Source organism: Streptomyces sp. NPDC005262 (assembly GCF_042872425.1).
GTDB lineage: Bacteria > Actinomycetota > Actinomycetes > Streptomycetales > Streptomycetaceae > Streptomyces.
In genome coordinates this window covers 80,941-107,474 of record NZ_JBIAKK010000004.1, presented here as the reverse complement: position 1 = coordinate 107,474, position 26,534 = coordinate 80,941, and the positions used below count along the sequence as shown (strand labels likewise).

General features: G+C 71.0%; 22 protein-coding genes. 19 read left to right on the top strand and 3 right to left on the bottom strand.

Going from position 1 to position 26,534, the window contains the following annotated elements:
* Window positions 1–86 precede the first annotated feature (86 nt).
* The 13 genes from ACFYP5_RS13560 (at window position 87) to ACFYP5_RS13500 (ending at window position 16,092) form a co-directional block, all read left to right on the top strand.
* Window positions 87–1,112, top strand: coding sequence for an aspartate carbamoyltransferase catalytic subunit (locus ACFYP5_RS13560; protein ID WP_389035322.1), 1,026 nt, complete (start codon window positions 87–89; stop codon window positions 1,110–1,112).
* 2 nt (window positions 1,113–1,114) lie between these two features.
* Complete coding sequence (locus ACFYP5_RS13555; RefSeq protein WP_327123861.1) at window positions 1,115–2,401, top strand: dihydroorotase; 1,287 nt, start codon at window positions 1,115–1,117, stop codon at window positions 2,399–2,401.
* Entirely contained in the window at window positions 2,398–2,979 is a 582-nt protein-coding gene (locus tag ACFYP5_RS13550) for a hypothetical protein (protein WP_389034663.1), read from the top strand. Before ACFYP5_RS13555 ends, ACFYP5_RS13550 begins: the two co-directional genes overlap by 4 nt.
* A complete protein-coding gene (gene carA, locus ACFYP5_RS13545; protein WP_389034661.1) occupies window positions 2,976–4,118 on the top strand; it encodes a glutamine-hydrolyzing carbamoyl-phosphate synthase small subunit in 1,143 nt (380 codons plus the stop codon). The genes ACFYP5_RS13550 and carA overlap by 4 nt, the downstream gene beginning before the upstream one ends.
* Complete coding sequence (gene carB, locus ACFYP5_RS13540) at window positions 4,111–7,419, top strand: carbamoyl-phosphate synthase large subunit (protein WP_389034659.1); 3,309 nt, start codon at window positions 4,111–4,113, stop codon at window positions 7,417–7,419. The genes carA and carB overlap by 8 nt, the downstream gene beginning before the upstream one ends.
* 65 nt (window positions 7,420–7,484) lie before the next feature.
* The gene (locus ACFYP5_RS13535; protein WP_389034657.1) at window positions 7,485–8,594 is read left to right on the top strand and encodes a quinone-dependent dihydroorotate dehydrogenase; all 1,110 of its coding nucleotides are present in this window, start codon (window positions 7,485–7,487) and stop codon (window positions 8,592–8,594) included.
* The gene (pyrF, locus tag ACFYP5_RS13530) at window positions 8,591–9,430 is read left to right on the top strand and encodes an orotidine-5'-phosphate decarboxylase (RefSeq protein WP_389034654.1); all 840 of its coding nucleotides are present in this window, start codon (window positions 8,591–8,593) and stop codon (window positions 9,428–9,430) included. Before ACFYP5_RS13535 ends, pyrF begins: the two co-directional genes overlap by 4 nt.
* 244 nt (window positions 9,431–9,674) lie before the next feature.
* On the top strand, window positions 9,675–9,998 hold the full coding sequence (locus ACFYP5_RS13525) for an integration host factor (protein ID WP_003970367.1): 324 nt from the start codon (window positions 9,675–9,677) through the stop codon (window positions 9,996–9,998).
* A gap of 38 nt (window positions 9,999–10,036) precedes the next feature.
* Window positions 10,037–10,654, top strand: coding sequence for a guanylate kinase (gene gmk, locus ACFYP5_RS13520; RefSeq protein WP_389034651.1), 618 nt, complete (start codon window positions 10,037–10,039; stop codon window positions 10,652–10,654).
* 83 nt (window positions 10,655–10,737) lie between these two features.
* Window positions 10,738–11,010, top strand: coding sequence for a DNA-directed RNA polymerase subunit omega (gene rpoZ, locus ACFYP5_RS13515; RefSeq protein WP_003970369.1), 273 nt, complete (start codon window positions 10,738–10,740; stop codon window positions 11,008–11,010).
* Window positions 11,011–11,153: 143 nt separating this feature from the next.
* Window positions 11,154–12,356, top strand: coding sequence for a bifunctional phosphopantothenoylcysteine decarboxylase/phosphopantothenate--cysteine ligase CoaBC (gene coaBC / locus ACFYP5_RS13510; RefSeq protein ID WP_389034649.1), 1,203 nt, complete (start codon window positions 11,154–11,156; stop codon window positions 12,354–12,356).
* Between the two features lie 244 nt (window positions 12,357–12,600).
* Window positions 12,601–13,809 carry a methionine adenosyltransferase gene (metK, locus tag ACFYP5_RS13505; RefSeq protein WP_030918939.1) on the top strand — a complete coding sequence of 403 codons (1,209 nt, stop codon included), beginning with the start codon at window positions 12,601–12,603 and terminating at the stop codon, window positions 13,807–13,809.
* A gap of 138 nt (window positions 13,810–13,947) precedes the next feature.
* Window positions 13,948–16,092 (top strand): primosomal protein N', encoded by a 2,145-nt coding sequence (locus tag ACFYP5_RS13500; RefSeq protein ID WP_389034646.1) that lies wholly within the window; start codon window positions 13,948–13,950, stop codon window positions 16,090–16,092.
* Between the two features lie 70 nt (window positions 16,093–16,162).
* Here ACFYP5_RS13500 and ACFYP5_RS13495 read toward each other — a convergent pair whose 3' ends face one another.
* Window positions 16,163–16,711: a hypothetical protein gene (locus tag ACFYP5_RS13495; protein ID WP_389034644.1), complete on the bottom strand. Its 549-nt coding sequence runs from the start codon at window positions 16,709–16,711 to the stop codon at window positions 16,163–16,165.
* A 395-nt stretch (window positions 16,712–17,106) separates the two neighbouring features.
* Here ACFYP5_RS13495 and fmt point away from each other — a divergent pair, with 395 nt between their 5' ends.
* The 4 genes from fmt (at window position 17,107) to ACFYP5_RS13475 (ending at window position 21,816) form a co-directional block, all read left to right on the top strand.
* Entirely contained in the window at window positions 17,107–18,039 is a 933-nt protein-coding gene (gene fmt, locus ACFYP5_RS13490) for a methionyl-tRNA formyltransferase (RefSeq protein WP_327123852.1), read from the top strand.
* A gap of 146 nt (window positions 18,040–18,185) precedes the next feature.
* Window positions 18,186–19,619, top strand: a complete 1,434-nt coding sequence (locus ACFYP5_RS13485; RefSeq protein WP_389034640.1) for an RsmB/NOP family class I SAM-dependent RNA methyltransferase — start codon at window positions 18,186–18,188, stop codon at window positions 19,617–19,619.
* A 321-nt stretch (window positions 19,620–19,940) separates the two neighbouring features.
* Entirely contained in the window at window positions 19,941–20,624 is a 684-nt protein-coding gene (rpe, locus tag ACFYP5_RS13480; RefSeq protein WP_389034638.1) for a ribulose-phosphate 3-epimerase, read from the top strand.
* Window positions 20,625–20,799: 175 nt separating this feature from the next.
* Complete coding sequence (locus tag ACFYP5_RS13475) at window positions 20,800–21,816, top strand: sugar-binding transcriptional regulator (RefSeq protein ID WP_030918957.1); 1,017 nt, start codon at window positions 20,800–20,802, stop codon at window positions 21,814–21,816.
* Window positions 21,817–21,922: 106 nt separating this feature from the next.
* Here ACFYP5_RS13475 and ACFYP5_RS13470 read toward each other — a convergent pair whose 3' ends face one another.
* Complete coding sequence (locus ACFYP5_RS13470) at window positions 21,923–22,945, bottom strand: terpene cyclase (RefSeq protein ID WP_384111628.1); 1,023 nt, start codon at window positions 22,943–22,945, stop codon at window positions 21,923–21,925.
* 305 nt (window positions 22,946–23,250) lie between these two features.
* On the opposite strand from ACFYP5_RS13470, the gene ACFYP5_RS13465 reads away from it, so the two are divergent.
* Window positions 23,251–24,717 carry a GuaB1 family IMP dehydrogenase-related protein gene (locus ACFYP5_RS13465; RefSeq protein ID WP_389034635.1) on the top strand — a complete coding sequence of 489 codons (1,467 nt, stop codon included), beginning with the start codon at window positions 23,251–23,253 and terminating at the stop codon, window positions 24,715–24,717.
* A gap of 94 nt (window positions 24,718–24,811) precedes the next feature.
* On the opposite strand, the gene ACFYP5_RS13460 is transcribed toward ACFYP5_RS13465, so the two are convergent.
* Entirely contained in the window at window positions 24,812–25,801 is a 990-nt protein-coding gene (locus ACFYP5_RS13460; RefSeq protein WP_389034632.1) for a GDSL-type esterase/lipase family protein, read from the bottom strand.
* Between the two features lie 160 nt (window positions 25,802–25,961).
* Between ACFYP5_RS13460 and ACFYP5_RS13455 the strand changes: the two genes are divergently transcribed.
* The gene (locus ACFYP5_RS13455; protein WP_389034630.1) at window positions 25,962–26,417 is read left to right on the top strand and encodes an Lrp/AsnC family transcriptional regulator; all 456 of its coding nucleotides are present in this window, start codon (window positions 25,962–25,964) and stop codon (window positions 26,415–26,417) included.
* Window positions 26,418–26,534: the final 117 nt, after the last annotated feature.

Here is a 26,534-nt window from a genome sequence, read left to right as displayed (position 1 = left end):
CTCACCCGTACGGCCGGCATCCGGTCGTACGACAGCTTCCGCACGCCCGCATGCCTGAACCCTCCAGCCACCCGGAGAACACCCAGATGAAGCGTCACCTCATCTCGGCCGCCGACCTCACCCGCGACGACGCCGTGCTGATCCTCGACACCGCCGAGGAGATGGCCCGCGTCGCCGACCGGCCGATCAAGAAGCTCCCGACCCTGCGCGGCCGCACCGTCGTCAACCTCTTCTTCGAGGACTCGACGCGTACCCGCATCTCCTTCGAGGCCGCCGCCAAGCGCCTCTCCGCCGATGTCATCAACTTCTCCGCGAAGGGCTCGTCGGTCTCCAAGGGCGAGTCGCTCAAGGACACCGCGCTGACCCTGGAGGCGATGGGCGCGGACGCCGTCGTCATCCGGCACGGCGCCTCCGGCGCCCCGTACCGTCTCGCCACCTCCGGCTGGATCGACGGCGCGGTCGTCAACGCCGGTGACGGCACGCACGAGCACCCCACCCAGGCGCTCCTGGACGCCTTCACCATGCGCCGCAGGCTGGTCGGGGCCGATGCCGGGCTCGGCCAGGACCTGGAAGGACGACGGATCACGATCGTCGGCGACATCCTGCACAGCCGGGTCGCCCGCTCCAACGTGCACCTGCTGCACACCCTCGGCGCCCACGTCACGCTGGTGGCTCCGCCGACCCTCGTCCCGGTCGGTGTCGAGCAGTGGCCGTGCGACGTCAGCTACAGCCTCGACGAGGTGCTGCCGAAGTCCGACGCGGTGATGATGCTGCGTGTGCAGCGTGAACGGATGAACGCCGCGTACTTCCCGACCGAGCGCGAGTACTCCCGCCGCTACGGCCTGGACGGCGAGCGCATGGCGAAGATGCCCGGGCACGCCATCGTCATGCACCCCGGCCCGATGGTCCGCGGCATGGAGATCACCGCCGAGGTCGCCGACTCCGACCGGTGCACGGCCGTCGAGCAGGTCGCCAACGGCGTCTCGATCCGCATGGCGGTCCTGTACCTGCTGCTGGGCGGCTCCGAGCCCGCCGCACCCTCCCACCCGTCGCCCGCCGCCACCCTTGATCGAAGCGCTGCGCGCCCCGCCGATTCCGAGGAGAACAAGTAACCATGAGCAAGATCCTTATTCGCGGCGCGAAGATCCTCGGGGGCGAGCCGCAGGACGTCCTGATCGACGGCGAGACCATCGCGCAGGTCGGTACCGGTATCGATGCCGGAGACGCCGTGGTGGTCGAGGCCGAGGGGCAGATTCTGCTCCCCGGACTGGTCGACCTCCACACCCACCTGCGCGAGCCCGGCCGCGAGGACTCCGAGACCGTCCTCACCGGCACCAAGGCCGCGGCGGTCGGCGGCTTCACCGCCGTGCACGCCATGGCCAACACCTTCCCGGTCGCCGACACCGCCGGCGTCGTCGAGCAGGTCTGGCGGCTCGGCAAGGAATCCGGCTACTGCGACGTGCAGCCGATCGGCGCCGTCACCGTCGGCCTGGAGGGCAAGCACCTCGCCGAACTCGGCGCCATGCACGATTCGGCCGCCGGAGTGAAAGTCTTCTCCGACGACGGCAAGTGCGTCGACGACGCCGTGATCATGCGGCGCGCGCTGGAGTACGTGAAGGCGTTCGACGGTGTCGTCGCCCAGCACGCCCAGGAGCCCCGCCTCACCGAGGGCGCCCAGATGAACGAGGGCATCGTCTCGGCCGAGCTCGGCCTCGGTGGCTGGCCCGCCGTCGCCGAGGAGTCGATCATCGCCCGCGATGTCCTCCTCGCCGCCCACGTCGACTCCCGGGTGCACATCTGCCACCTGTCGACCGCCGGTTCCGTCGAGATCGTCCGCTGGGCCAAGTCCAAGGGCTGGAACGTCACCGCCGAGGTCACCCCGCATCACCTGCTCCTCACCGACGAGCTCGTACGGTCGTACGACCCTGTCTACAAGGTGAACCCGCCGCTGCGTACCGAGGCCGATGTGATGGCCCTGCGCGAGGCGCTCGCCGACGGCACGATCGACTGCGTCGCCACCGACCACGCCCCGCACCCGCACGAGGACAAGGACTGCGAGTGGGCCGCGGCCGCCATGGGCATGGTGGGCCTGGAGACCGCGCTCTCGGTCGTCCAGCAGACGATGGTCGAGACCGGTCTGCTCGACTGGACGGGTGTCGCCGACCGGATGTCCATCCGCCCCGCGGCCATCGGCCGCCTGGAAGGACACGGCCGTCCCGTCTCGCCCGGTGAGCCTGCGAACCTCACGCTGGTCGATCCGGCATACCGTGGAGTCGTGGACCCCGCGGGCTTCGCCTCCCGCAGCCGCAACACCCCGTACGAGGGGCGCGAGCTGCCGGGTCGCGTCACCCACACGTTCCTGCGGGGCCGTGCCACGGTCGTCGACGGGAAGCTCGCGTGACATCACTGACCCCCCTGTACCAGCTGGCCGCCGAGCAGAAGTCGGCGGACGTGACCGACCTGTCCGCCCGCATCAGCTGGGTGATCGGACTCATCGTCTTCATCGCCTTCGTCTACTGGCTGATGCGCCAGGGATGGAAGTGGCGGGGAAGCCTGCAGTCCGACCTGCCGGATCTGCCCGCCACGCCGGACGGGTACGCGGCACAGCCACCCCTGCTGACGATGACCGGCCGCTACCACGCCTCGACGACCGCCGGGCAGTGGCTCGACCGGATCGTCGCCCACGGCCTCGGCACCCGCAGCCGGGTCGAGCTCACCCTGACCGAACAGGGTCTCGACGTCGTACGCCCCGGGGCGGCCGACTTCTTCGTCCCGGCCGCGCAGCTGCGTGACGCCCGGCTCGACAAGGGAATCGCGGGCAAGGTCCTCCCCGAGGGTGGCCTGCTGATCATCACCTGGGCGCTCGGCGACAAGCTGATCGACTCCGGCTTCCGCTCCGACCACTCGGCCGAACACCCGGCCTGGGTCGACGCCATCCACCACCTCACCGACAGCACTACGGAAGGCATCGCGCGATGACGACCTCCACCCGGGGAGCCTCCAGGGTTCCCGCCGTACTCGTCCTGGAGGACGGCCGCGCCTTCCGCGGCCGCGCCTACGGGGCCGTGGGGGAGACCTTCGGCGAGGCGGTGTTCTCCACCGGCATGACGGGTTACCAGGAGACGCTGACAGACCCGTCGTACCACCGCCAGGTCGTCGTGATGACCGCCCCGCACGTCGGCAACACCGGTGTGAACGACGAGGACCCCGAGTCGCAGCGGATCTGGGTCGCCGGATACGTGGTGCGCGACCCCGCGCGGCTGCCCTCCAACTGGCGCTCGCAGCGCTCGCTCGACGAGGAGCTGGAGCGTCAGGGCGTCGTCGGCATCAGCGGCATCGACACCCGCGCCCTCACCCGCCACCTGCGCGAGCGCGGCGCCATGCGCGTCGGCATCTTCTCCGGTGACGCCGTCGCCGACGAGGCCACCCTGCTGGCGCGCGTCAAGGAGGCCCCCGAGATGGTGGGCGCCGACCTCTCAGCCGAGGTCGCGACCAAGGAGACGTACGTCGTCCCCGCGATCGGCACGAAGAGGTTCACCGTCGCCGCGATCGACCTCGGCATCAAGGGCATGACCCCGCACCGGATGGCCGAGCGCGGCATCGAGGTGCACGTCCTGCCCGCCACCGCCACCCTCGACGAGGTGTACGCGGTCGGGCCCGACGGAGTCTTCTTCTCCAACGGCCCCGGCGACCCGGCCACCGCCGACCACCCGGTCTCCGTCATGCAGGGCGTCCTGGAGCGGAAGACCCCGCTCTTCGGCATCTGCTTCGGCAACCAGATCCTGGGCCGTGCCCTCGGCTTCGGCACCTACAAGCTGAAGTACGGCCACCGCGGCATCAACCAGCCGGTGCAGGACCGCACGACCGGCAAGGTCGAGGTCACCGCACACAATCACGGCTTCGCCGTCGACGCCCCGCTGGACAAGGTGTCCGACACCGAGTTCGGCCGCGCCGAGGTCTCCCACGTCTGCCTGAACGACCAGGTGGTCGAGGGACTGCAGCTCCTCGACCAGCCGGCCTTCAGCGTCCAGTACCACCCCGAGGCAGCCGCCGGCCCGCACGACGCCGCGTACCTCTTCGACCGTTTCGTATCCCTGATGGAGGGCCAGCGTGCCTAAGCGCTCCGATATCCAGTCCGTCCTGGTCATCGGCTCCGGCCCGATCGTCATCGGACAGGCCGCCGAGTTCGACTACTCCGGCACCCAGGCCTGCCGTGTCCTCAAGGCCGAGGGCCTGCGCGTCATCCTGGTGAACTCCAATCCGGCGACGATCATGACCGACCCGGAGATCGCCGACGCCACGTACGTCGAGCCGATCACCCCCGAGTTCGTCGAGAAGATCATCGCCAAGGAGCGCCCCGACGCGCTCCTCCCGACGCTGGGCGGTCAGACCGCGCTCAACACCGCGATCTCCATGCATGAGAACGGTGTCCTGGAGAAGTACGGCGTCGAGCTCATCGGTGCCAACGTCGAGGCCATCAACAAGGGCGAGGACCGCGACCTCTTCAAGGGCGTCGTCGAAGCCGTCAAGGCCAAGATCGGCTACGGCGAGTCCGCCCGCTCGGTCATCTGCCACTCCATGGACGACGTGCTCAAGGGCGTGGACACGCTCGGCGGCTACCCCGTCGTCGTCCGCCCCTCCTTCACCATGGGCGGCGCCGGTTCCGGCTTCGCGCACGACGAGGAGGAGCTGCGCCGCATCGCCGGACAAGGCCTCACGCTCTCCCCGACCACCGAGGTGCTCCTGGAGGAGTCCATCCTCGGCTGGAAGGAGTACGAGCTGGAGCTGATGCGCGACAAGAACGACAACGTCGTGGTCGTCTGCTCCATCGAGAACTTCGACCCGATGGGCGTCCACACGGGTGACTCGATCACCGTCGCCCCGGCGATGACCCTCACCGACCGCGAGTACCAGCGGCTGCGCGACATCGGCATCGCGATCATCCGCGAGGTCGGCGTCGACACCGGCGGCTGCAACATCCAGTTCGCCATCGATCCGACCGACGGCCGGGTCATCGTCATCGAGATGAACCCGCGGGTCTCCCGCTCCTCGGCGCTGGCGTCCAAGGCCACCGGCTTCCCGATCGCCAAGATCGCCGCCAAGCTGGCCGTCGGCTACACGCTCGACGAGATCCCCAACGACATCACCGAGAAGACCCCGGCCTCCTTCGAGCCGACGCTCGACTACGTCGTGGTCAAGGCCCCCCGGTTCGCCTTCGAGAAGTTCCCGTCCGCCGACTCCACCCTCACCACCACCATGAAGTCGGTGGGCGAGGCCATGGCGATCGGCCGCAACTTCACCGAGGCGCTGCAGAAGGCGCTGCGCTCCCTGGAGAAGAAGGGCTCGCAGTTCACCTTCACCGGCGAGCCCGGCGACAAGGCCGAGCTGCTCGCCGAGGCGGTCCGGCCGACCGACGGCCGTATCAACACGGTCATGCAGGCGATCCGGGCCGGCGCCAGCCAGGAAGAGGTCTTCGACGCCACGAAGATCGACCCCTGGTTCGTCGACCAGCTGTTCCTGATCAAGGAGATCGCCGACGAGCTGGCCGCCGCCGACAAGCTCGACCCCGAGCTGCTCGCCGAGGCCAAGCGGCACGGCTTCTCCGACGCCCAGATCGCCGAGATCCGCGATCTGCGCGAGGACGTCGTCCGCGAGGTGCGGCACGCGCTCGGCATCCGCCCGGTCTACAAGACGGTCGACACCTGCGCCGCCGAGTTCGCCGCGAAGACGCCGTACTTCTACTCCTCCTACGACGAGGAGAACGAGGTCGCGACCCGCACCAAGCCCGCGGTGATCATCCTCGGCTCGGGCCCCAACCGCATCGGCCAGGGCATCGAGTTCGACTACTCCTGCGTCCACGCCTCCTTCGCGCTGAGCGACGCCGGCTACGAGACCGTGATGGTCAACTGCAACCCGGAGACGGTCTCCACCGACTACGACACCTCCGACCGCCTGTACTTCGAGCCGCTGACGCTCGAGGACGTGCTGGAGATCGTGCACGCCGAGTCCCTCGCGGGCCCGATCGCCGGTGTCATCGTCCAGCTCGGCGGCCAGACCCCACTGGGCCTCTCGCAGGCGCTCAAGGACAACGGCGTGCCGGTCGTCGGCACCTCGCCGGAGGCGATCCACGCCGCCGAGGACCGCGGCGCCTTCGGCCGCGTCCTGGCCGAGGCCGGACTCCCGGCCCCGAAGCACGGCACCGCCACCACCTTCGCCGAAGCCAAGGCCATCGCCGACGAGATCGGCTACCCCGTCCTCGTGCGCCCGTCGTACGTGCTCGGCGGCCGCGGCATGGAGATCGTGTACGACGAGGCGCGGCTGTCCTCGTACATCGCCGAGTCCACCGAGATCAGCCCCACCCGGCCGGTCCTGGTCGACCGCTTCCTCGACGACGCCATCGAGATCGACGTCGACGCGCTCTACGACGGCACCGAGCTCTACCTCGGCGGCGTCATGGAGCACATCGAGGAGGCCGGTATCCACTCCGGAGACTCCGCCTGCGCACTGCCCCCGATCACCCTCGGCGGCTACGACATCAAGCGGCTCCGGGCCTCCACCGAGGGCATCGCCAAGGGTGTCGGCGTCCGCGGACTGATCAACATCCAGTTCGCGCTCTCCGGCGACATCCTGTACGTCCTGGAGGCCAACCCGCGCGCCTCGCGCACCGTCCCCTTCACCTCGAAGGCGACCGCGGTCCCGCTCGCCAAGGCCGCCGCCCGCATCTCGCTGGGCACGACCATCGCGGAACTGCGCGAGGAGGGCCTGCTGCCGAAGAACGGCGACGGCGGCACCCTGCCGCTCGACGCGCCGATCTCCGTCAAGGAGGCCGTCATGCCGTGGTCGCGGTTCCGCGACATCCACGGCCGCGGTGTCGACACCGTCCTCGGCCCGGAGATGCGCTCCACCGGTGAGGTCATGGGCATCGACTCGGTCTTCGGCACGGCGTACGCCAAGTCGCAGGCCGGCGCGTACGGCCCGCTGCCCACCAAGGGCCGCGCGTTCATCTCCGTCGCCAACCGCGACAAGCGGTCGATGATCTTCCCGGCGCGTGAGCTGGTCGCCCACGGCTTCGAGCTGCTGGCCACGTCCGGCACCGCCGAGGTGCTGAAGCGCAACGGCATCCACGCCACGGTCGTGCGCAAGCAGTCCGAGGGTGTCGGACCGCAGGGCGAGCGGACCATCGTCCAGCTCATCCACGACGGCGAGGTCGACCTGATTGTTAACACGCCGTACGGAACGGGCGGCCGGCTCGACGGCTACGAGATCCGTACCGCGGCCGTCGCCCGGTCCGTGCCGTGCCTCACGACGGTCCAGGCGCTCGCCGCCGCCGTCCAGGGCATCGACGCGCTCAACCACGGAGACGTCGGCGTACGTTCCCTCCAGGAACACGCGGAGCATCTGACCGCGGCGCGCGACTAGCAGGCCCAGCAGGGGGACACCGGAAACGGTGTCCCCCTCTCTGTGAGGACACCCGAGGACACCCGATGTACAAGTTCTTCTTCCAGCTGGTCTTCAAGCGGATGGACCCGGAGCAGGCCCACTACCTGGCCTTCCGGTGGATCCGCCTCGCGGCCCGCATCCCCGTGCTGCGTACGTTCGTCGCGGCGGCGCTCGCCCCCCGCTACAAGGAGCTGCGCACCGAGGCCCTCGGCCTGCGCATGCACGGCCCGTTCGGCCTCGCCGCGGGCTTCGACAAGAACGCCGTCGCGATCGACGGCATGTCGATGCTCGGCTTCGACCACATCGAGATCGGTACGGTCACCGGCGAGCCGCAGCCCGGCAACCCCAAGAAGCGCCTCTTCCGCCTCGTGGCGGACCGCGCGCTGATCAACCGCATGGGCTTCAACAACGAGGGCTCCGCGGCCGTGGCCGAGCGCCTGGCCACCCGCAACCCGGTCTTCCGGACCACGGTCGGCGTCAACATCGGCAAGACCAAGGTCGTGCCGGAGACCGAAGCCGTCGGCGACTACGTGAAGTCGACCGAACGGCTCGCCCGCCACGCCGACTACCTGGTCGTCAACGTCTCCTCGCCCAACACGCCCGGCCTGCGCAACCTCCAGGCCACCGAGGCCCTGCGCCCGCTGCTCACCGCCGTTCGCGAGGCGGCGGACCGGACCGTCACCGACCGCCGGGTCCCGCTCCTCGTCAAGATCGCCCCTGATCTCGCGGACGAGGACGTCGACGCGGTCGCCGACCTCGCGGTCGAGCTGGGCCTGGACGGCATCATCGCCACCAACACCACCATCGCCCGCGACGGCCTCGGGCTGAAGGCCTCGCCGTCGCTGGTCAAGGAGACCGGCGGACTCTCCGGCGCGCCCCTCAAGGTGCGCTCGCTGGAGGTCCTGCAGCGGCTCTACGCGCGCGTCGGCGACGAGATCACCCTCGTGGGCGTCGGCGGCATCGAGACCGCCGAGGACGCCTGGCAGCGCATCCTCGCGGGCGCCACCCTCGTCCAGGGCTACAGCGCCTTCATCTACGAGGGCCCGTTCTACGCCCGCGCGATCCACAAGGGCCTTGCCGCGCGCCTCGCCGCCTCCCCGTACGCCACCCTCGCCGAGGCCGTCGGCGCCGAGACCCGGAAGGTCATGAAGTGACCCCTGAACCCTTCGGCGCGCGACTGCGCCGCGCCATGGACACCCGCGGGCCGCTCTGCGTCGGCATCGACCCGCACGCCTCGCTGCTCACCGCCTGGGGTCTGAACGACGACATCGCGGGCCTGGAGCGGTTCACCCGTACGGTCGTCGAGGCGCTGGCCGACCGGGTGGCCGTCCTCAAGCCGCAGTCCGCGTTCTTCGAGCGGTTCGGCTCGCGCGGCATCGCCGTCCTGGAGAAGGCCGTCGAAGAGTCGCGGGCCGCCGGAGCGCTCGTCCTGATGGACGCCAAGCGCGGCGACATCGGCTCCACCATGGGCGCCTACGCGGCGACCTACCTGGACAAGGGCTCACCGCTCTTCTCCGACGCGCTCACCGTCTCGCCGTACCTCGGCTTCGGTTCGCTGCGACCGGCGCTCGACGCGGCCGTCCTCTCCGGTTCGGGCGTCTTCGTCCTCGGTCTCACCTCCAACCCGGAGGGCGCCGAGGTGCAGCGCGCCAGCGCCGCCGACGGCCGGTCGCTGGCCCAGCTGATGCTCGACCACGTGGCCGCCGAGAACGAGGGCGCCACGCCGCTCGGATCGGTCGGTGCGGTGATCGGCGCCACACTCGGCGACGCGGGGGTGAACCTGGCGGTCAACGGACCGCTGCTGGCCCCCGGCATCGGTGCGCAGGGCGCCACCCCAGCCGATCTGCCGGGTGTCTTCGGCGCCGCGGTGGGAAACGTACTGCCGAGCGTGAGCCGGGGCGTGCTGCGCCACGGACCCGACGCGTCAGGGCTGCGCGAAGCCGCCGATCGGCTCACGGACGAGGTCCGCGCGGCCGTCCCGGCAAGCTGACGATGCCACGTAACAGCGTGTTGGCGGAATCCTGACCAAAAATCTCGGTAGTTATGCCTGAAATGTCCTGGTCGGCCAAGGCTGACCAGGACTTTTCGTCTGTTCTCGCTGACTCAGACGGCCTTGGCCGCTAGTCTCCGTCGAGAGCCAACGTGCACAGGTTGTTCGTTGCTCACCAGGTGTGGGGCGATCAGGTTCCTCACCGGTCCGTATCCGACAGATCGACATCCGAGGTGACGTAGGCGTGGCTCTTCCGCCCCTTACCCCTGAACAGCGCGCAGCCGCGCTCGAAAAGGCCGCCGCGGCTCGCCGGGAGCGGGCCGAGGTCAAGAATCGACTCAAGCACTCCGGCGCCTCCCTCCACGAGGTCATCAAGCAGGGCCAGGAGAACGACGTCATCGGCAAGATGAAGGTCTCCGCCCTTCTCGAGTCCCTGCCGGGCGTGGGCAAGGTCCGCGCCAAGCAGATCATGGAGCGGCTCGGGATCTCCGAGAGCCGCCGGGTCCGGGGTCTCGGCTCCAACCAGATTGCTTCCCTGGAGCGAGAGTTCGGTGGCTCTCCCGCCTGACGTTCTCAGGCACCCCTGAGAACGGGGATAATCGCTCCATGGCTGCAACATCCCGGGGGACGTCCCCCGTACCCCCGGACGTACGTCCGCGGCTGACCGTGCTCTCCGGCCCCTCCGGGGTCGGCAAGAGCACGGTCGTCGCGCACATGCGCAAGGTCCACCCCGAGGTCTGGCTCTCGGTGTCGGCGACGACCCGCAGGCCGCGCCCCGGCGAGCGCAACGGTGTCCACTACTTTTTCGTGGACAACGACGAGTTCGACAAGCTGATCGCCAACGGCGAGCTGCTCGAGTGGGCCGAGTTCGCCGGCAATCGCTACGGCACACCGCGCCGGGCCGTGCTCGAACGCCTGGAGGCGGGCGAACCGGTGCTCCTGGAAATCGACCTCCAGGGGGCCCGACTGGTCCGTCAGTCGATGTCCGACGCGCGGCTGGTCTTCCTCGCCCCGCCCAGCTGGGACGAGCTGGTGCGCCGGCTCACCGGCCGCGGGACCGAGGCGCCGGAGGTCATCGAGCGACGACTCGCCGCCGCGAAGGTCGAACTCGCTGCCGAATCCGAGTTCGATACGACGCTGGTCAACACCTCCGTCGAGGACGTGGCACGCGAGCTGCTAGCCTTCATGTTGCAGACTTCCGCCCGCCGTGAGAGCAGCGACTGACGCAGCCGACCCGGATCGCCACCCCGGCGGAACCAGCACTGTCAAAGATCTCTTTGATTTTTACCCCCTTCGGAAGGCAGAGAGTGTCCTCTTCCATCACCACGCCCGAGGGCATCATCAACCCGCCGATTGATGAGCTCCTCGAGGCCACCGACTCGAAGTACAGCCTTGTGATCTACGCCGCCAAGCGCGCGCGCCAGATCAACGCGTACTACTCGCAGCTCGGCGAGGGCCTCCTCGAGTACGTCGGTCCGCTCGTCGACACCCACGTGCACGAGAAGCCGCTGTCGATCGCGCTCCGCGAGATCAACGCGGGCCTGCTGACCTCGGAGGCCATCGAGGGCCCCGCGCAGTAAGCAGGAATTGCACCCTCACCACAGGCCCGGCGGTCACCCGTCGGGCCTGTGGTGTGTCCGGGGCTGTGGGGGCCGCCCGGACGCCGTGAGGCAGCATGGGGGGTGTACGTATCCGAGTACGTACCCGAGTGCGGGGAGACGCAGTGGAGAAGCCGAAGGTCGTTCTGGGGGTCAGCGGGGGCATCGCCGCCTACAAGGCGTGTGAGCTGCTGCGACGGCTGACCGAGTCCGGTCATGACGTACGCGTCGTCCCGACCGGGTCGGCGCTGAACTTCGTGGGCGCCGCGACCTGGTCGGCGCTCTCCGGACACCCGGTGTCGACCGAGGTGTGGAACGACGTCCATGAGGTGCCGCACGTGCGCATCGGCCAGGGTGCCGACCTCGTCGTGGTCGCCCCCGCCACCGCCGACGTGCTGGCCAAGGCCGCCCACGGCCTCGCCGACGACCTCCTCACCAACACGCTGCTCACCGCCCGCTGTCCGGTGGTCTTCGCGCCCGCCATGCACACCGAGATGTGGGAGCACCCCGCCACCCAGGAGAACGTGGCCACGCTCCGCCGGCGCGGCGCCGTCGTCATCGAGCCCGCAGTCGGCCGGCTCACCGGCGTCGACACCGGCAAGGGCCGGCTTCCCGACCCCGGCGAGATCTTCGAGGTCTGCCGCCGGGTGCTGGTCCGCGGGCCCGTCGAACCCGATCTGGCGGGCCGCCACGTGGTGATCAGCGCGGGCGGTACCCGGGAGCCGCTCGACCCGGTCCGCTACCTCGGCAACCGCTCCTCCGGCAAGCAGGGGTACGCGCTCGCCCGCACCGCGGTCGCCCGCGGCGCCCGCGTCACCCTCATCGAGGCCAACACCGGGATGCCCGATCCGTCCGGCGCCGACGTCGTGCGGGTCGGCACCGCGGTGCAACTGCGTGAAGCCGTGCTGAAGGCCGCGTCCGACGCCGATGTCGTGGTGATGGCAGCCGCGGTCGCCGACTTCCGCCCGGCCGAGTACGCCCAGGGGAAGATCAAGAAGAAGGACGGCCAGGAGCCCGCCCCGATCACGCTCGTGCGCAATCCCGACATCCTCGCCGAGGTCTCCGCCGAGCGGGCCACGCCGGGCCAGATCGTCGTCGGCTTCGCAGCCGAGACCGACGACGTCCTCGCCAACGGCCGGGAGAAGCTCCGCCGCAAGGGCTGCGATCTCCTGGTCGTCAACGAGGTGGGGGAGCGCAAGACCTTCGGCTCCGAGGAGAACGAAGCGGTGGTGCTGGCGGCCGACGGCGGCGAGACCCCCGTGCCGTACGGTCCGAAGGAAGGGCTCGCCGACACGATCTGGGATCTCGTGTCGGAGCGTTTCGTGTGAATTCCTCGTTTTGCCCCTCAAGAGGGATCGAAACCCCCGGAAAATGGGCGTACATGGTCTCTTCGGGGCGTGATTGTCGTACCGCAGCAAGCAGTGCCGCATGTCACAGAACTTCCAAAGGGCGAGACACGTTGTCCGACAGCCGATAGCGACCGATAAACTGGGTCCCGGACCGTGCCGGGCGCAGCTCCCGGACGGTCCGCCAATGATCAGCCAGCAGCCGCTGCAACCCCCAGGGAGCGATGTGTCCCGCCGTCTCTTCACCTCGGAATCTGTCACCGAGGGTCACCCCGACAAGATCGCTGACCAGATCAGCGACACCATTCTCGACGCCCTCCTGCGCGAGGACCCGACTTCGCGCGTCGCCGTCGAGACCTTGATCACCACCGGTCTGGTGCATGTCGCGGGTGAGGTCACGACCAAGGCCTACGCCGACATTCCGACGCTGGTGCGCAACAAGATCCTGGAGATCGGTTACGACTCCTCCAAGAAGGGCTTCGACGGCGCCTCCTGTGGCGTCTCGGTGTCCATCGGCGCACAGTCCCCGGACATCGCGCAGGGCGTCGACACGGCGTACGAGAAGCGTGTCGAAGGCGACGAGGACGAGCTCGACAAGCAGGGCGCGGGCGACCAGGGCCTGATGTTCGGCTACGCCTGCGACGAGACCCCGGAGCTCATGCCGCTCCCGATCTACGTGGCGCACCGCCTCTCGCGTCGGCTGTCCGAGGTCCGCAAGAACGGGACCATCCCCTACCTGCGTCCCGACGGCAAGACGCAGGTCACCATCGAGTACGACGGCGACAAGGCCGTCCGTCTCGACACGGTCGTCGTCTCCTCGCAGCACGCGAGCGACATCGACCTCGACTCGCTGCTCGCCCCCGACATCCGCGAATTCGTCGTCGAGCACGTCCTCGCGCAGCTGATCGAGGACGGCATCAAGCTGGACACCGACGGTTACCGGCTGCTGGTGAACCCGACCGGCCGCTTCGAGATCGGCGGCCCGATGGGCGACGCCGGTCTGACCGGCCGGAAGATCATCATCGACACGTACGGCGGCATGGCCCGCCACGGCGGTGGCGCCTTCTCGGGCAAGGACCCGTCGAAGGTGGACCGCTCGGCGGCGTACGCGATGCGCTGGGTCGCCAAGAACGTCGTCGCTGCGGGCCTCGCGGCGCGCTGCGAGGTGCAGGTGGCGTACGCGATCGGCAAGGCCGAGCCGGTCGGCCTGTTCGTCGAGACGTTCGGCACCGCCGCCATCGAGACCGAGAAGATCGAGCACGCCATCGGTGAGGTCTTCGACCTCCGCCCGGCCGCGATCATCCGCGACCTCGACCTGCTGCGTCCGATCTACGCCCAGACCGCGGCGTACGGCCACTTCGGCCGCGAGCTTCCCGACTTCACCTGGGAGCGCACGGACCGCGTGGAAGCACTGCGCAAGGCGGCCGGGCTGTAAGCCTGCCGCTCTCGCCCGTACGCCGGGGCCCGGACGCCGAACGCGGTGTCCGGGCCCCGGTGCGTGCGGCCCCGGAGGGCCGGGGAGAACGGTCCCGGGCAGGGGCCGCTGTCAGTGGTGTCTGGTAGGAATTTGGCTGTGAGCAGCGACAACGAGCAGTCCGTGGACCCCGAGGGCGGGGCCCCGGAGCAGCTTGCGCTCATTCGGGAGACCGTACGGAAGGCGAACGTGCCGCGGGCCAAGCCGCGGACCTGGCGGGGGGCCGCACTCGCCAAGGAGCTGCCCGTCGCCCGGGTGCTGGTCAACAAGGGCGTGCTCCACCTCGACCAGTACTTCGACTACGCCGTGCCGGAAGAGCTCGACGCCGAGGCGCAGCCCGGTGTGCGGGTGCGGGTGCGGTTCGGGGCCGGAGGGCGCAACGTCCGCGGCGGGCGCCGTGAGGGCGGCGGGCTCATCGACGGGTTCCTCATCGAACGGCGCGCCGAGTCGGACTACCCGGGGGCGCTCGCCGCGCTCGCCTATGTCGTATCGCCCGAGCCGGTGCTCGGACCCGAGCTCCTCGCCCTGTCCCGCGCCGTGGCCGACCGGTACGCGGGCAGTCTCGCCGATGTGCTGCAGCTCGCCGTGCCGCCCAGGAACGGACGGGCCGAGTCCAAGCCGTCGCCGGAACCGCTGCCGCCGCCTCCGGCGCCGTCGGCCGGGAGCTGGGAGCGGTACGAGCAGGGGCCCGCGTTCCTGCGGGCGCTGGCCGAGGGCGGGGCGCCCCGGGCCGTATGGACGGCGCTGCCGGGCCCGCACTGGCCGCACGAGATCGCCAGGGCGGTCGCCGCGACCCTCGCCTCCGGGCGGGGCGCGCTCGTCGTCGTACCCGACGGGCGTAGTGCCGGGCGGGTGGACGCCGCGCTCACCGAGGTGCTGGGGGCGGGCCGCCATGCGCTGCTGACCGCGGACTCCGGGCCCGAGAAGCGGTACCGGGAGTGGCTCGCCGTGCGGCGCGGATCCGTGCGCGCGGTGGTCGGCACGCGGGCCGCCATGTTCGCACCGGTCGCTGATCTGGGCCTGGTCGCCGTGTGGGACGACGGCGACTCCAGCCACAGCGACGACAACGCCCCGTTCCCGCATGTCCGCGAGGTACTGGAGCTGCGGGCCGCGCACGGCCGGTGCGCGTTCCTGCTGGGCGGGACGAACTGCACGGTGGAGGCCGCCCAGCTGGTGGAGAGCGGCTGGGCGCTGCCGCTGCGCGCGGACCGGGAACAGCTGCGGATCGCGGCGCCGCTGATCCGTACCGTCGGCGACGGCGAGCTGGCCCGGGACGGCGCCGCCCGGGCGGCGCGGCTGCCCAGCCTCGCCTGGCAGACCGTGCGGGACGGGCTGCGCAGCGGACCGGTGCTGGTGCAGGTGCCGCGTCGGGGGTACGCGCCCCGGCTGGCCTGCGAGCGCTGCCGCGAACCCGCCCGGTGCCGGCACTGCGCGGGACCGCTGGAGGCACCGGACCAGCGGGATCTCAACTGCGCCTGGTGCGGCCGGGCCGAAACCGCCTGGCACTGTGTCGCCTGCGGCGCCAACCGGCTGCGGGCCCAGATCGTCGGCGCCCGTCGGACCGCCGAGGAGCTCGGCCGGGCGTTCCCTGCCGTGCCGGTGCGCACGTCCGGGCGCGACCACGTCCTCGACTCCGTGCCCGGTGTGCCCGCGCTGGTGGTCAGCACCCCCGGCGCCGAGCCCGTCGCCGAGGGCGGCTACGCGGCCGCGCTGCTGCTCGACGGCTGGGCGATGGTCGGCCGCCCCGACCTGAGGGCCGGCGAGGAGGCGCTGCGGCGCTGGACCGCCGCGGCCTCACTGGTACGGGGGCAGCAGGAAGGCGGCACGGTGGTGATCGTCGCCGAACCGACGCTGCGGCCGGTCCAGGCGCTGGTGCGCTGGGACCCGGTCGGTCACGCCCGCCGCGAGCTGGCGGAACGCGCCGAGCTGGGCTTCCCGCCGGTGTCCAGGATGGCGTCGGTGACCGGCCCGCCGGAGGCTCTCGCCGCTTTCCTGGCCGCCGCTGAACTGCCGCCGGAGGCGGAGGTGCTCGGCCCGGTCCCCGCGCCGCGCACCGAACCCGGCAGACCACGCAGGCCGTGGGAGGCGCCGGTGGGGGAGAGCTGGGAGCGGGCACTGCTCCGGGTGCCGACGGGCAGCGGCGCCGCGCTCGCCGCCGCTCTGAAGACGGCGCAGGCGGCGCGGACGGCCCGGGGGAACGGCGATCCGGTAAGGATCAGGATCGATCCCCCGGACATCGGCTGACCGGACGCGCGGCGAGCCACACACGACTGCCCCTCCGTGCGTCGGGCACGGCGGGGCAGAGGGGGTTCGGTCAGCCGTTGCGCGGGCCGGGGAAGGCGCCGGGGCGCAGGTCCTCACGCAGGGCCGGGCGGTCCACCGAGGGCTGTGGAGGCATCGAGCGGGCCGCGGGTACGGCAGGCAGTACCGACGATGCGCCGGACCCGGGCGTCACGGGCAGCGGACGCGTCCCCGCGGTCTCCGCAGCCACTTCCGCCGCCCCCGGCTGCGGGGTGTTCCGGCGGGCGCCGTAGCGGCGGTGGACCGCCTGCTTGGTGACCCCGAGTGCGGAGCCCACCGCGTCCCAGGAGAAGCCCAGCGAGCGGTCGAAGTCCACTGCCGCCGTCACCAGGGTCTCGACGCTGTCCCGCAGTTCCTGGGCCAGCCTGACCGTGGGGGCCGGGGCCCTGCCGTAGACGACGAAGCCCGTGGACGGGCCGGAGCGGCGGGGACGGTAGACGTTGCCCAGTTGGGCCGTGAGCGTGCGTAGTGCGTCCACCTGCCGCCGGACCCGCTCGATGTCCCGCACCAACAGATGCAGGCTGGCCCGCGCTTGGGCGTCGTGGGTTGCGTGGTCGGCCATGAAGAAGCCTCTCGAACCGGCGTTGAAAGGGGCCGGACCGCACCTGGCGGCCCGCTTCGGTCAATCTCTCTTGACCAACGCGTCACCCGGGGCTGTGGTCACGCTTCAGGGGCGTACGCGCATATGCGCGGGGCGCACGGTCGTGCGTACGCCCCCGGGCGGTTGCCGCCCGAGGGCGTCCCGTCCTCCCTGGTGAGTCGGTGCGCGGCGTCGGATGAGGTGCCGTGCACCGCAGGACGGAGGGACATCCGCGTAGTGGATGTACCCGGGCGTTCCGACGACGCGGCGAGGCGCCGTGACCGTCGTCGCGCGCCCGCCAGGGATCGCGGGACAACCCGTAGACTGGTGCGTTGCTCGTCACCGTACGTTTCGGCCTGAGAGGCAGTCAGCCACCCATGAAGCTCGTCTTCGCAGGCACCCCCGAGGTAGCCGTACCCGCCCTGGACGCCCTGATCTCCTCCGGCCGGCACGAAGTGGCCGCCGTCGTCACCCGCCCCGACGCTCCGGCCGGACGCGGCCGTCGACTGGTCGCCAGCCCCGTCGCGGAGCGCGCCGAGGAGGCCGGGATCGAGGTGCTGAAGCCTGCCCGGCCGCGGGACGAGGACTTCCTCGCACGGCTCCGGGAGATCGCCCCGGACTGCTGCCCGGTCGTCGCCTACGGGGCGCTGCTGCCCAAGACCGCGCTCGACATTCCCGCCCGTGGCTGGGTCAATCTGCACTTCTCGCTGCTCCCGGCCTGGCGCGGAGCGGCCCCCGTGCAGCACGCGGTGCTGGCCGGGGACGAGGTCACCGGTGCCTCGACCTTCCTGATCGAGGAGGGACTCGACTCCGGACCGGTGTACGGCGTCCTCACCGAGGAGGTCCGGCCCACCGACACCAGCGGCGATCTGCTCACCCGGCTCGCCTTCGCCGGCGCCGGGCTGCTCGCCGCGACCATGGACGGCATCGAGGACGGCACCCTGCACGCCGTGCCGCAGCCGGAGGAGGGCGTCACTCTCGCGCCGAAGATCACCGTCGAGGACGCCCAGGTGCAGTGGTCGGCGCCGGCACTCCGGGTCGACCGGGTGGTGCGCGGCTGCACCCCCGCCCCCGGCGCATGGACGCTCTTCCGGGGGGAACGCCTCAAGCTGATCCAGGCCGTGCCCGTCCTGGACCGCGCCGACCTGGCGCCCGGCGAGCTGTCCGCGTCCAAGAACAATGTGTACGTCGGCACCGGATCGCACGCCGTCGAGCTGCTCTGGGTCCAGCCGCAGGGCAAGAAGCCGATGCGGGCCGCGGACTGGGCGCGTGGGGTGCGGATCGCTCCGGGGGAGCTGATCGGGGTCTGAGACCTGCCCGGCACCCCGTCCGGCGGGGACGCAGGACAAGACCTGCGGGCGGCCGGTCCTGTCCTGGATCGCCGGACGGGCTCGATCCGACGGCGACGTAGGCTGGGAGGGTTCGCCCCCCTCACCATCAGCGGAGCACCTTTCACGTGAACGACCAGCAGCGTCGCCGTCCCGCCAAGCCGCATCGCCGGCCCCAGAAGGACCCGGTCCGGTTCCTCGCCTTCGAGGCGCTCCGGGCTGTCGACGAACGCGACGCGTACGCCAACCTCGTCCTGCCCCCGCTGCTGAAGAAGGCACGCGCCAAGGGTGACTTCGACGCCAGGGACGCGGCGCTGGCGACCGAGCTGGTCTACGGGACGCTTCGACGCCAGGGCACGTACGACGCGATCGTCGCCTCCTGCATCGACCGGCCGCTGCGCGAGGTCGACCCGCCGGTCCTCGATGTACTGAACATGGGCGTCCACCAGCTGCTCGGCACCCGTATCCCCACCCACGCCGCGGTCTCCGCCAGCGTGGAGCTGGCCCGGGTGGTGCTCGGCGAGGGACGGGCCAAGTTCGTCAACGCCGTGCTGCGGAAGGTTTCCGCGGACGACCTCGACGGCTGGGTGGCGCGTGTCGCCCCGTCGTACGACGAGGACGCCGAGGACCACCTCGCCGTGGTGCACTCGCACCCCCGGTGGATCGTCTCCGCCCTCTGGGACGCGCTGGGCGGCGGCCGCGCCGGGATCGAGGATCTCCTCGAGGCCGACAACGAACGGCCCGAGGTCACCCTCGTCGCCCGTCCGGGCCGCTCCACCACCGATGAGCTGTTCACCGCCCTCGGCGACGAGAACGGGCTGCCCGGCCGCTGGTCGCCCTATGCCGTACGGATGGCCGAGGGCGGCGAGCCCGGCGCCCTCGCCGCCGTGCAGGAAGGCCGTGCCGGGGTCCAGGACGAGGGCAGCCAGCTGGTGGCCACGGCCCTCGCCAACGCGCCGGTCGACGGCAGTGACACCCGGTGGCTCGACGGCTGCGCCGGGCCGGGCGGCAAGGCCGCGCTGCTCGCCGCCCTCGCCGCCGAACGCGGCGCCGCCCTGCTCGCCGCCGAGAAGCAGCCGCACCGGGCACGGCTCGTCGAGCGCGCGCTGGCCGGCAACCCCGGCCCGTACCAGGTCGTCACCGCCGACGGCACCCGCCCGCCGTGGCAGCCCGACAGCTTCGACCGGGTCCTGATGGACGTCCCGTGCTCCGGCCTCGGCGCGCTGCGCCGCCGCCCGGAGTCCCGCTGGCGCCGCCGTGCGGAGGACCTGGAGAGCTTCGCGCCGCTGCAACGGGGTCTGCTCCGGGAGGCATTGAAGGCCGTGCGGGTCGGCGGCGTCGTCGGTTACGCGACCTGCTCCCCGCATCTCGCGGAGACCCGAGTGGTCGTCGAGGACGTGCTGAAGGGGCGCGGCGGTCAGCCGGTCGAGGCGGAGTGGGTGGACGCGCGCCCGCTGATGCCCGGGGTGCCCGCACTGGGCGACGGACCCGACGTCCAGCTCTGGCCGCACCTGCACGGCACGGACGCGATGTATCTCGCCCTGCTGCGGCGTACGGCGTAAGGCCCGGCACCGCCGGCCTCACGCGCTGCGGTGACCCGTGACGCGTGCGGCCGGTGGCGGAATGTGCGCCCCGAGCGGCTACGGCCGGTGTCCGGACGCGCACGTGACGAAATTGCCTGACGAAACCCTCGCCGCTGCGGTGCGCGGTGCCGGGAAAAGGCCGCCGCGCAGGGCCCGGACGGCTGCCGATCGGCGCGACGAGGGCCGAATCGCCCGGATCGGGCGACGGAAACCCCTGGATTTCGCGAACTGTAATGATCCCGTGAGGCTTTGGCCCGCGCTCGGGCGGGGAAGTGCCGCGGAACATGGCAGGCTTGGCACATGGCCCAGATCAACCCGAGCATCCTGTCCGCCGACTTCGCTCGCCTCGCAGAGGAGGCGAAGGCCGTCGAAGGCGCCGACTGGCTCCACGTCGATGTCATGGACAACCACTTTGTGCCCAACCTGACCCTCGGCGTGCCCATCGTGGAATCGCTCAGCCGGGCCACGGACACTCCGCTGGACTGTCACTTGATGATCGACGACCCGGACCGCTGGGCACCGCAGTACGTCGAGGCGGGGGCCGGCTCGGTCACCTTCCACGCGGAGGCCGCGGCAGCGCCCGTACGGCTGGCGCGGGAGATCCGGGCCAAGGGGGCCCGCGCCTCCATGGCACTCAAGCCCGCGACGCCCATCGAGCCGTTCGAGGACCTGCTTCCCGAGCTCGACATGCTGTTGATCATGACGGTGGAGCCGGGCTTCGGCGGCCAGGCATTCCTGGACATCATGCTGCCGAAGATCCGCCGTACCCGTGAGCTGATCTCCAAGCACGGTCTGGAGATGTGGCTCCAGGTCGACGGCGGGGTCTCCGAGTCCACCATCGAGCGGTGCGCCGAGGCCGGTGCGGACGTCTTCGTCGCCGGTTCCGCGGTGTACGGGGCCCAGGACCCGGCCAAGGCGGTACGCGCCCTGCGTGCCAAGGCGGACGGGACGATCGCCTCGGCGACCTGGGCGTGCAACCACTGAAGCCGGCGGCGACGTCGGCAGTGACGACGCAGCCCGGTCGGGCCCCGGTTGCCGGTCGGCCGGGCCAAGGGCAGATGAACGCGGTCCGACGGGACCGATCAAGGACCGCCGGATCTGACAGGATGAACGGCGTATCGAGCGTGTGAACAGCAGTGAGGAGATCGCGGTGTCTGCTATGTCGGCGGGACGGTCCGCCCTGCGGATGGGGCCCGCGGAGCTGGTGCAGGCGGCGGCCATGGCCCGCCGCTTCTACCTCGAGGGGAAGTCGAAGATCCAGATCGCCGAGGAGTTCGGCGTCAGCCGCTTCAAGGTGGCCCGGGTCCTGGAGACGGCGCTCGAGCGTGACCTCGTACGGATCGAGATCCGGGTCCCCGCGGAGCTGGACGCGGAGCGTTCCGACGCGCTGCGGGCCCGCTACGGGCTGCGGCACGCGGTCGTCGTCGAGTCTCCCGCGGAGGAGCAGGACGACGCCCCGGATCCGGAGAACCTGGGCGAGGTCGCGGCCGATCTTCTCGGCGAACTGGTGAACGAAGGCGATGTCCTGGGCCTGGCCTGGGGCCGGTCCACCATCCACATGGCGGCGGCCCTCGACCGGCTGCCGCCGTGCACGGTCGTGCAGCTCACCGGGGTGTACGACGCGGGGACCGCCGAGCGCGGTTCGGTCGAGGCGGTCCGGCGGGCCGCCCAGGTCTCCGGTGGCGAGGCCCACCCGATCTATGCGCCGATGCTGCTGCCCGACCCGGCCACGGCCGCCGCGCTGCGCCACCAGACCGGCATCGCGCGCGCCTTCGAGTACTTCGACAAGGTGACGGTCGCCGCGGTCTCCATCGGCTCCTGGGAGCCGGGTATCTCGACCGTCCACGACATGCTGACCGACGAGGAGCGGGAGCACTACGCGTCGCTCGGCGTCGCCGCCGAGATGTCCGCGCACCTCTTCGACACGGAGGGGCGCCGGGTCGGCCGTGACCTGGGCGAGCGGTGCATCACCGTGGAGGCGGACCGGCTGCGGCGGATCCCCGAGGTGGTGGCGATCGCGGGCGGCCAGCGCAAGGCGGCGGCGATCGGGGCGGTCCTGCGGTCCGGTCTGGTCACCAGTCTGGTGACGGACACATCGGCCGCCGAATATCTGCTGACGGAGTCTGCGGCGCCGCGGCGGCCCGCACTGGAGCGGGCCGACCCGGACGGGGACTGAGCGGGGCAGGGCGGCGTCCTGGACAGGGCCGCCCGTGTCACTCTGCGCCCCGGCCGCCGGACGGGCTCCACGCCCCGCCCGGCGGCCGATGCGATGAGCTCCGGGGTCAGTCCTGCCGTACGCCGAGGACCGTCGGCTCCAAGTACTGCTGCGGCTCCTTGTACTGGCTGACGTCTGCCGGGTTGTATCGCGGCGTCTGCCGTGACCAGTCCAGATTGCCGCGCATCCAGCTCCTCATCCCGTTCAGGTACGGGACGAGCATCCCGGACAGCAACGGGTAGGCGGTCACCAGCTCCGCCTCGGCAGCCAGGAAACGCTCCGTCTCCCTGGCGATCTCCGCGCAGACGTGCTCGAGCGCCTGCTGCTTGCCGTATCCGCGGTGGTGCCGGACCAGATGGACGAGGTTGTGGATCTCGCCGAGGACCTGTTCCTTCTCGTACGAGTACACGTCATTGGCCCAGCACACGACGTTGCACGAGGCTTCGAGCGCGACGATGAACCGGGGGTCGTTGTGGATCGACTCGGGTGCCTCGATGCCGGCCACGATCTCTATCAGGTCCATGCAGACATGTATGGCGCCGGTGTGCCGCCGCTTGGCGATGTATGTCTCCTCGGACGGCACGACACCGTTCGCCCGGTTCCCCGCCTCCCAGGTGGTGGCCGTGGTGAGGTACGTGATCAGGTGCCAGGCGAACCGTCGCAGCCAGTGCGCGGCCGCGTTCGGCGTCGTGCGTTCCCACAGGTCGGCCAGGGCGACCACCGCGGCCGGCAGCTCCTCGTCCGGCAGCGGGCCGGCGCCGGTGCCCTGGACCACTGTGCGCATCAGCGCCACCACGTCGCGGACCCGGTCCGGGCTGCGGCCGAGATGGCCGTCGTCGAGCTGGTCGTCGACGAGAAACAGCCACACGAACCAGTCGGCGACGAGATCGAGATTCTCGGCGTTCGCGGTCGGATACACCATGCCGACGAACGCGCCGAAGTCGGCTTGCTCGAAGCGTTCCCTGGCTGAATCCCGGTGTACCAGACCGGTGCTGCGCGTCCAGCTGTCGAGGTGCGCACGAGTGTGCGCGACGTGCGGGTTCGTCTGCTGGGGGAACGGGCAGTAGATGTCCGGCAGTTCGTTCTCCACGGGCGGGTCTGGATCCTCTCCGGTCGTACGTGTGACGGAAGTTGGGGCCGTTCCGCCTGTTCCTCGGGACCTGGATGCGACCCGCGGGACCTGCGCGTTTGAAGCTACCTGACCCCTTGTCACCAGGTCCAGGGAAGATGATCGCGAATGGTTGAAAGCTGTTCGGGTACTGTCTGTCGGTAAGGCAGGTTCCACTTGCCCGGGACTCCCGCACGCAGCCCTTGTAGGAACGTACGAACGCGGGAGCTTTTTGCTGTGTCTTCAGGGCAGCGACCTGCGCGGTTCCGTATGAAAAAATGAGCCTTATGCGTTTTCTTGAGCCCGGCACCGGTCGCTACACAGAGTCCCCCTCGGTCCCGTACGACCTCACGTACGACGATGTCTTCATGGTTCCGGGCCGCTCAGCGGTCGGTTCCCGCCAGGGGGTCGACCTCTCCTCGCCGGACGGCACCGGCACCACCATCCCGCTCGTCGTCGCCAACATGACGGCGATCGCGGGCCGCCGGATGGCCGAAACGATCGCCCGCCGCGGCGGGCTGGTCGTCATCCCCCAGGACATCCCGATCGACGTCGTCACCGATGTCATCTCCTGGGTCAAGACGCGCCACCTCGTACTCGACACGCCTATCGTGCTGACCCCGGGCCAGACCGTCGCCGACGCCCTGTCCCTGCTGCCGAAGCGCGCGCACGGCGCCGGCGTGGTCGTCGACGACGAGCAGCGGCCCGTCGGCGTCGTCACCGACCACGACCTGACCGGCGTCGACCGCTTCACCCAGCTCTCCGAGGTCATGTCCAGGGACCTGGTGCTGCTCGACGCGGACATCGATCCGCGCGACGCGTTCAACAAGCTCGACGGCGCCCACCGCAAGCTCGCCCCCGCGGTCGACGCGGACGGCCGGCTCGTCGGCATCCTCACCCGCAAGGCCGCGCTCCGCGCCACTCTCTACACCCCGGCCACCGACGCCGACGGCAAGCTGCGGATCGCCGCTGCCGTCGGGATCAACGGCGATGTCGCGGGCAAGGCCAAGCTGCTCCTCGACGCGGGCGTCGACACCCTCGTCGTGGACACCGCGCACGGCCACCAGGAGTCCATGATCAGCGCGGTCCGCGCGGTCCGTGCGCTCGACCCGCAGGTGCCGATCGTGGCCGGCAACATCGTCGCCGCCGAAGGCGTGCGCGACCTCATCGAGGCCGGCGCGGACATCATCAAGGTCGGTGTCGGCCCCGGCGCCATGTGCACCACCCGGATGATGACCGGGGTCGGGCGGCCCCAGTTCTCCGCGGTGCTCGAGTGCGCCGCCGAGGCGAAGAAGTACGGCAAGCACGTCTGGGCCGACGGCGGCGTCCGCCACCCGCGCGATGTCGCCATGGCGCTCGCCGCGGGCGCGTCCAACGTGATGATCGGCTCCTGGTTCGCCGGTACGTACGAGTCGCCCGGGGACCTCCAGCAGTCCGCCGACGGGCGCTACTACAAGGAGTCCTTCGGCATGGCGTCCGCGCGCGCCGTGAAGAACCGCACGTCGGACGAGTCGGCGTACGACCGCGCCCGCAAGGCGCTCTTCGAGGAGGGCATCTCCACCTCGCGGATGTTCCTGGACCCGGCCCGCCCCGGCGTCGAGGACCTGATCGACTCGATCATCGCGGGCGTCCGCTCCTCGTGCACGTACGCCGGTGCGGCGTCCCTCGAGGAGTTCGCCGAGAAGGCGGTCGTCGGTGTGCAGAGCGCCGCCGGTTACGCCGAGGGCAAGGCGCTCCACGCCAGCTGGAGCTAGTCACGCGTTCCCGGCAGCGCCGGGAGGCGACGAGGAAGAAGTCCGGGCCGCCGACGCGGTCCGGACTTCTTCCGTCGGCGGGGGAGGACGCCGCTCAGCAGTCCGCCGTGTACGGCTTGAGCGCCTCCGTGACGGCCGCCGCCAGACGGGCGTGCCCGGCGTCGTGAGGGTGCAGGCCGTCCGCCAGATGCTCCGGCCCGAGGACATCGTGTCCCGGCAGCACGGACAGCCGGGAGTCGCCTGCGCGGACGAGGTCGGCGCCGGCCTCCTCCAGCGCCGTCCGCAGCTCGCGCAGCGTGGCCCCGAGGGCATTCGGTGTGTCCTCGGCGTCCGGGCACAGGAGCGGCGAGACGAGCAGCAACGGTGTCCCGGGGTGGCCCGCGCGCACCAGAGTGATGAACGCGCGCACCGTCTCGTACAGCAGCGGCGCCGAGAACGGCACTCCTGACCAGCAGTTCGTACCGAACGCCAGCGTCAGTACGTCGGCCCGGAGCGCCGCGATCTGCTCGGCGACGCACAGCTCCCCGCGCGCCGACCCCGCGTACCCCAGATTGACCGCGTCCAGCCCGAGCGCACGGCCGGCCACCGCGGGCCACGCGTGGGCGGGGCGCGTGGACCACCAGCCCTCGGTGATCGAATCGCCGTGAACCACCCATCGTGGCTGCGCCGGCGCGGGCAGCAGCCTGCCGCCCACCGCCCGCACGCCGAGGATCAGGGGGGACTGTCCCTGCGGGGGATGAACGGTGAACGGGCCTTTCCCGGGAGGGAGTTCGAGCACCGCGACCGCCTCCTCGGCGGGCTCCGCGAAGATCTCCGCCACACACCGGTCGCCCTGCCAGAGTGCGAACACGTGGGCGAGGTCGTGCAGCGCGTCCGCCGGGTCGGGCACCGCGGCGCGGTAGCGGATCTCCACCGCACGCGCGCCCGGTGCCAGGAACTCCAGCCGTACCCCGATGGGCAGCAGCGCCCGCGCCCCGGTGTCCCACGGCAGCCGCGCCAGATCGGCCGGGTCGGCCCGCACCGCACGCACGCCGTCCCGCCAGGCCACACCGCGCAGAAAGGGGTCGGGGTCGAGCCAGGTCATCGGGTCTCCGTTCGGTAGGGGTGCGCACTGCACCCTTACCCCGCCGCGTCGCCCCGACGTCCTCCGTACGGCCCCGTCCTCCACCGCGTGTTCTACTTCGGGTGCGGCACGGTGTGCCGCAGTCCCCGAACACCCATCGCAGAGAAGTGATCCACCTGAAGTGCGACTGAACGATCTCGACGAACGCATCGTCCACGCCCTTGCCGAGGACGCCCGCCGCTCCTACGCCGACATCGGCGCGATCATCGGCCTCTCCGCACCCGCGGTGAAGCGCCGCGTCGACCGGTTGCGCGCGGAGGGGGCCATCACCGGCTTCACCGTGCGGGTGGACCCGGCGGCACTCGGCTGGGAGACCGAGGGATACATCGAGATCTACTGCAGCCGCAACACCTCTCCGGAGGCGATCAAGAGCGGGCTGGCGCGCTATCCGGAGATCGCGTCGGCCTCCACGGTCACCGGGGAGGCCGACGCGATCGTCCAGGTCTTCGCCGCGGACATGCGCCACTTCGAGCAGGTGCTGGAGCGGATCGCGGGCGAGCCCTATGTGGAGCGCACCAAGTCGGTGCTGGTGTTGTCGCCGCTGCTGCGGCGGTACGCCTCGGGGACTCCGGGCTGATCACGCAGTCGTTCGGCGGCTCGCCGTCCCGTCCTGCCGGGGCCGCGGACACACACCTGGGCAGGTGGTCCTCGGCGAGACCGAAATCACCCCTCTGACCTGCAACGACACTCCACG

What these genes read in the sequence shown, in the direction of transcription:
- ACFYP5_RS13560 (WP_389035322.1), top strand. Translation starts at nt 87, where the DNA reads ATGAAGCGTCACCTCATCTCGGCCGCCGACCTCACCCGCGACGACGCC.
- ACFYP5_RS13555 (WP_327123861.1), top strand. Translation starts at nt 1,115, where the DNA reads ATGAGCAAGATCCTTATTCGCGGCGCGAAGATCCTCGGGGGCGAGCCG.
- carA (WP_389034661.1), top strand. Translation starts at nt 2,976, where the DNA reads ATGACGACCTCCACCCGGGGAGCCTCCAGGGTTCCCGCCGTACTCGTC.
- ACFYP5_RS13535 (WP_389034657.1), top strand. Translation starts at nt 7,485, where the DNA reads ATGTACAAGTTCTTCTTCCAGCTGGTCTTCAAGCGGATGGACCCGGAG.
- gmk (WP_389034651.1), top strand. Translation starts at nt 10,037, where the DNA reads ATGGCTGCAACATCCCGGGGGACGTCCCCCGTACCCCCGGACGTACGT.
- ACFYP5_RS13495 (WP_389034644.1), bottom strand. Translation starts at nt 16,711, where the DNA reads ATGGCCGACCACGCAACCCACGACGCCCAAGCGCGGGCCAGCCTGCAT.
- fmt (WP_327123852.1), top strand. Translation starts at nt 17,107, where the DNA reads ATGAAGCTCGTCTTCGCAGGCACCCCCGAGGTAGCCGTACCCGCCCTG.
- rpe (WP_389034638.1), top strand. Translation starts at nt 19,941, where the DNA reads ATGGCCCAGATCAACCCGAGCATCCTGTCCGCCGACTTCGCTCGCCTC.
- ACFYP5_RS13475 (WP_030918957.1), top strand. Translation starts at nt 20,800, where the DNA reads ATGTCGGCGGGACGGTCCGCCCTGCGGATGGGGCCCGCGGAGCTGGTG.
- ACFYP5_RS13465 (WP_389034635.1), top strand. Translation starts at nt 23,251, where the DNA reads ATGCGTTTTCTTGAGCCCGGCACCGGTCGCTACACAGAGTCCCCCTCG.
- ACFYP5_RS13460 (WP_389034632.1), bottom strand. Translation starts at nt 25,801, where the DNA reads ATGACCTGGCTCGACCCCGACCCCTTTCTGCGCGGTGTGGCCTGGCGG.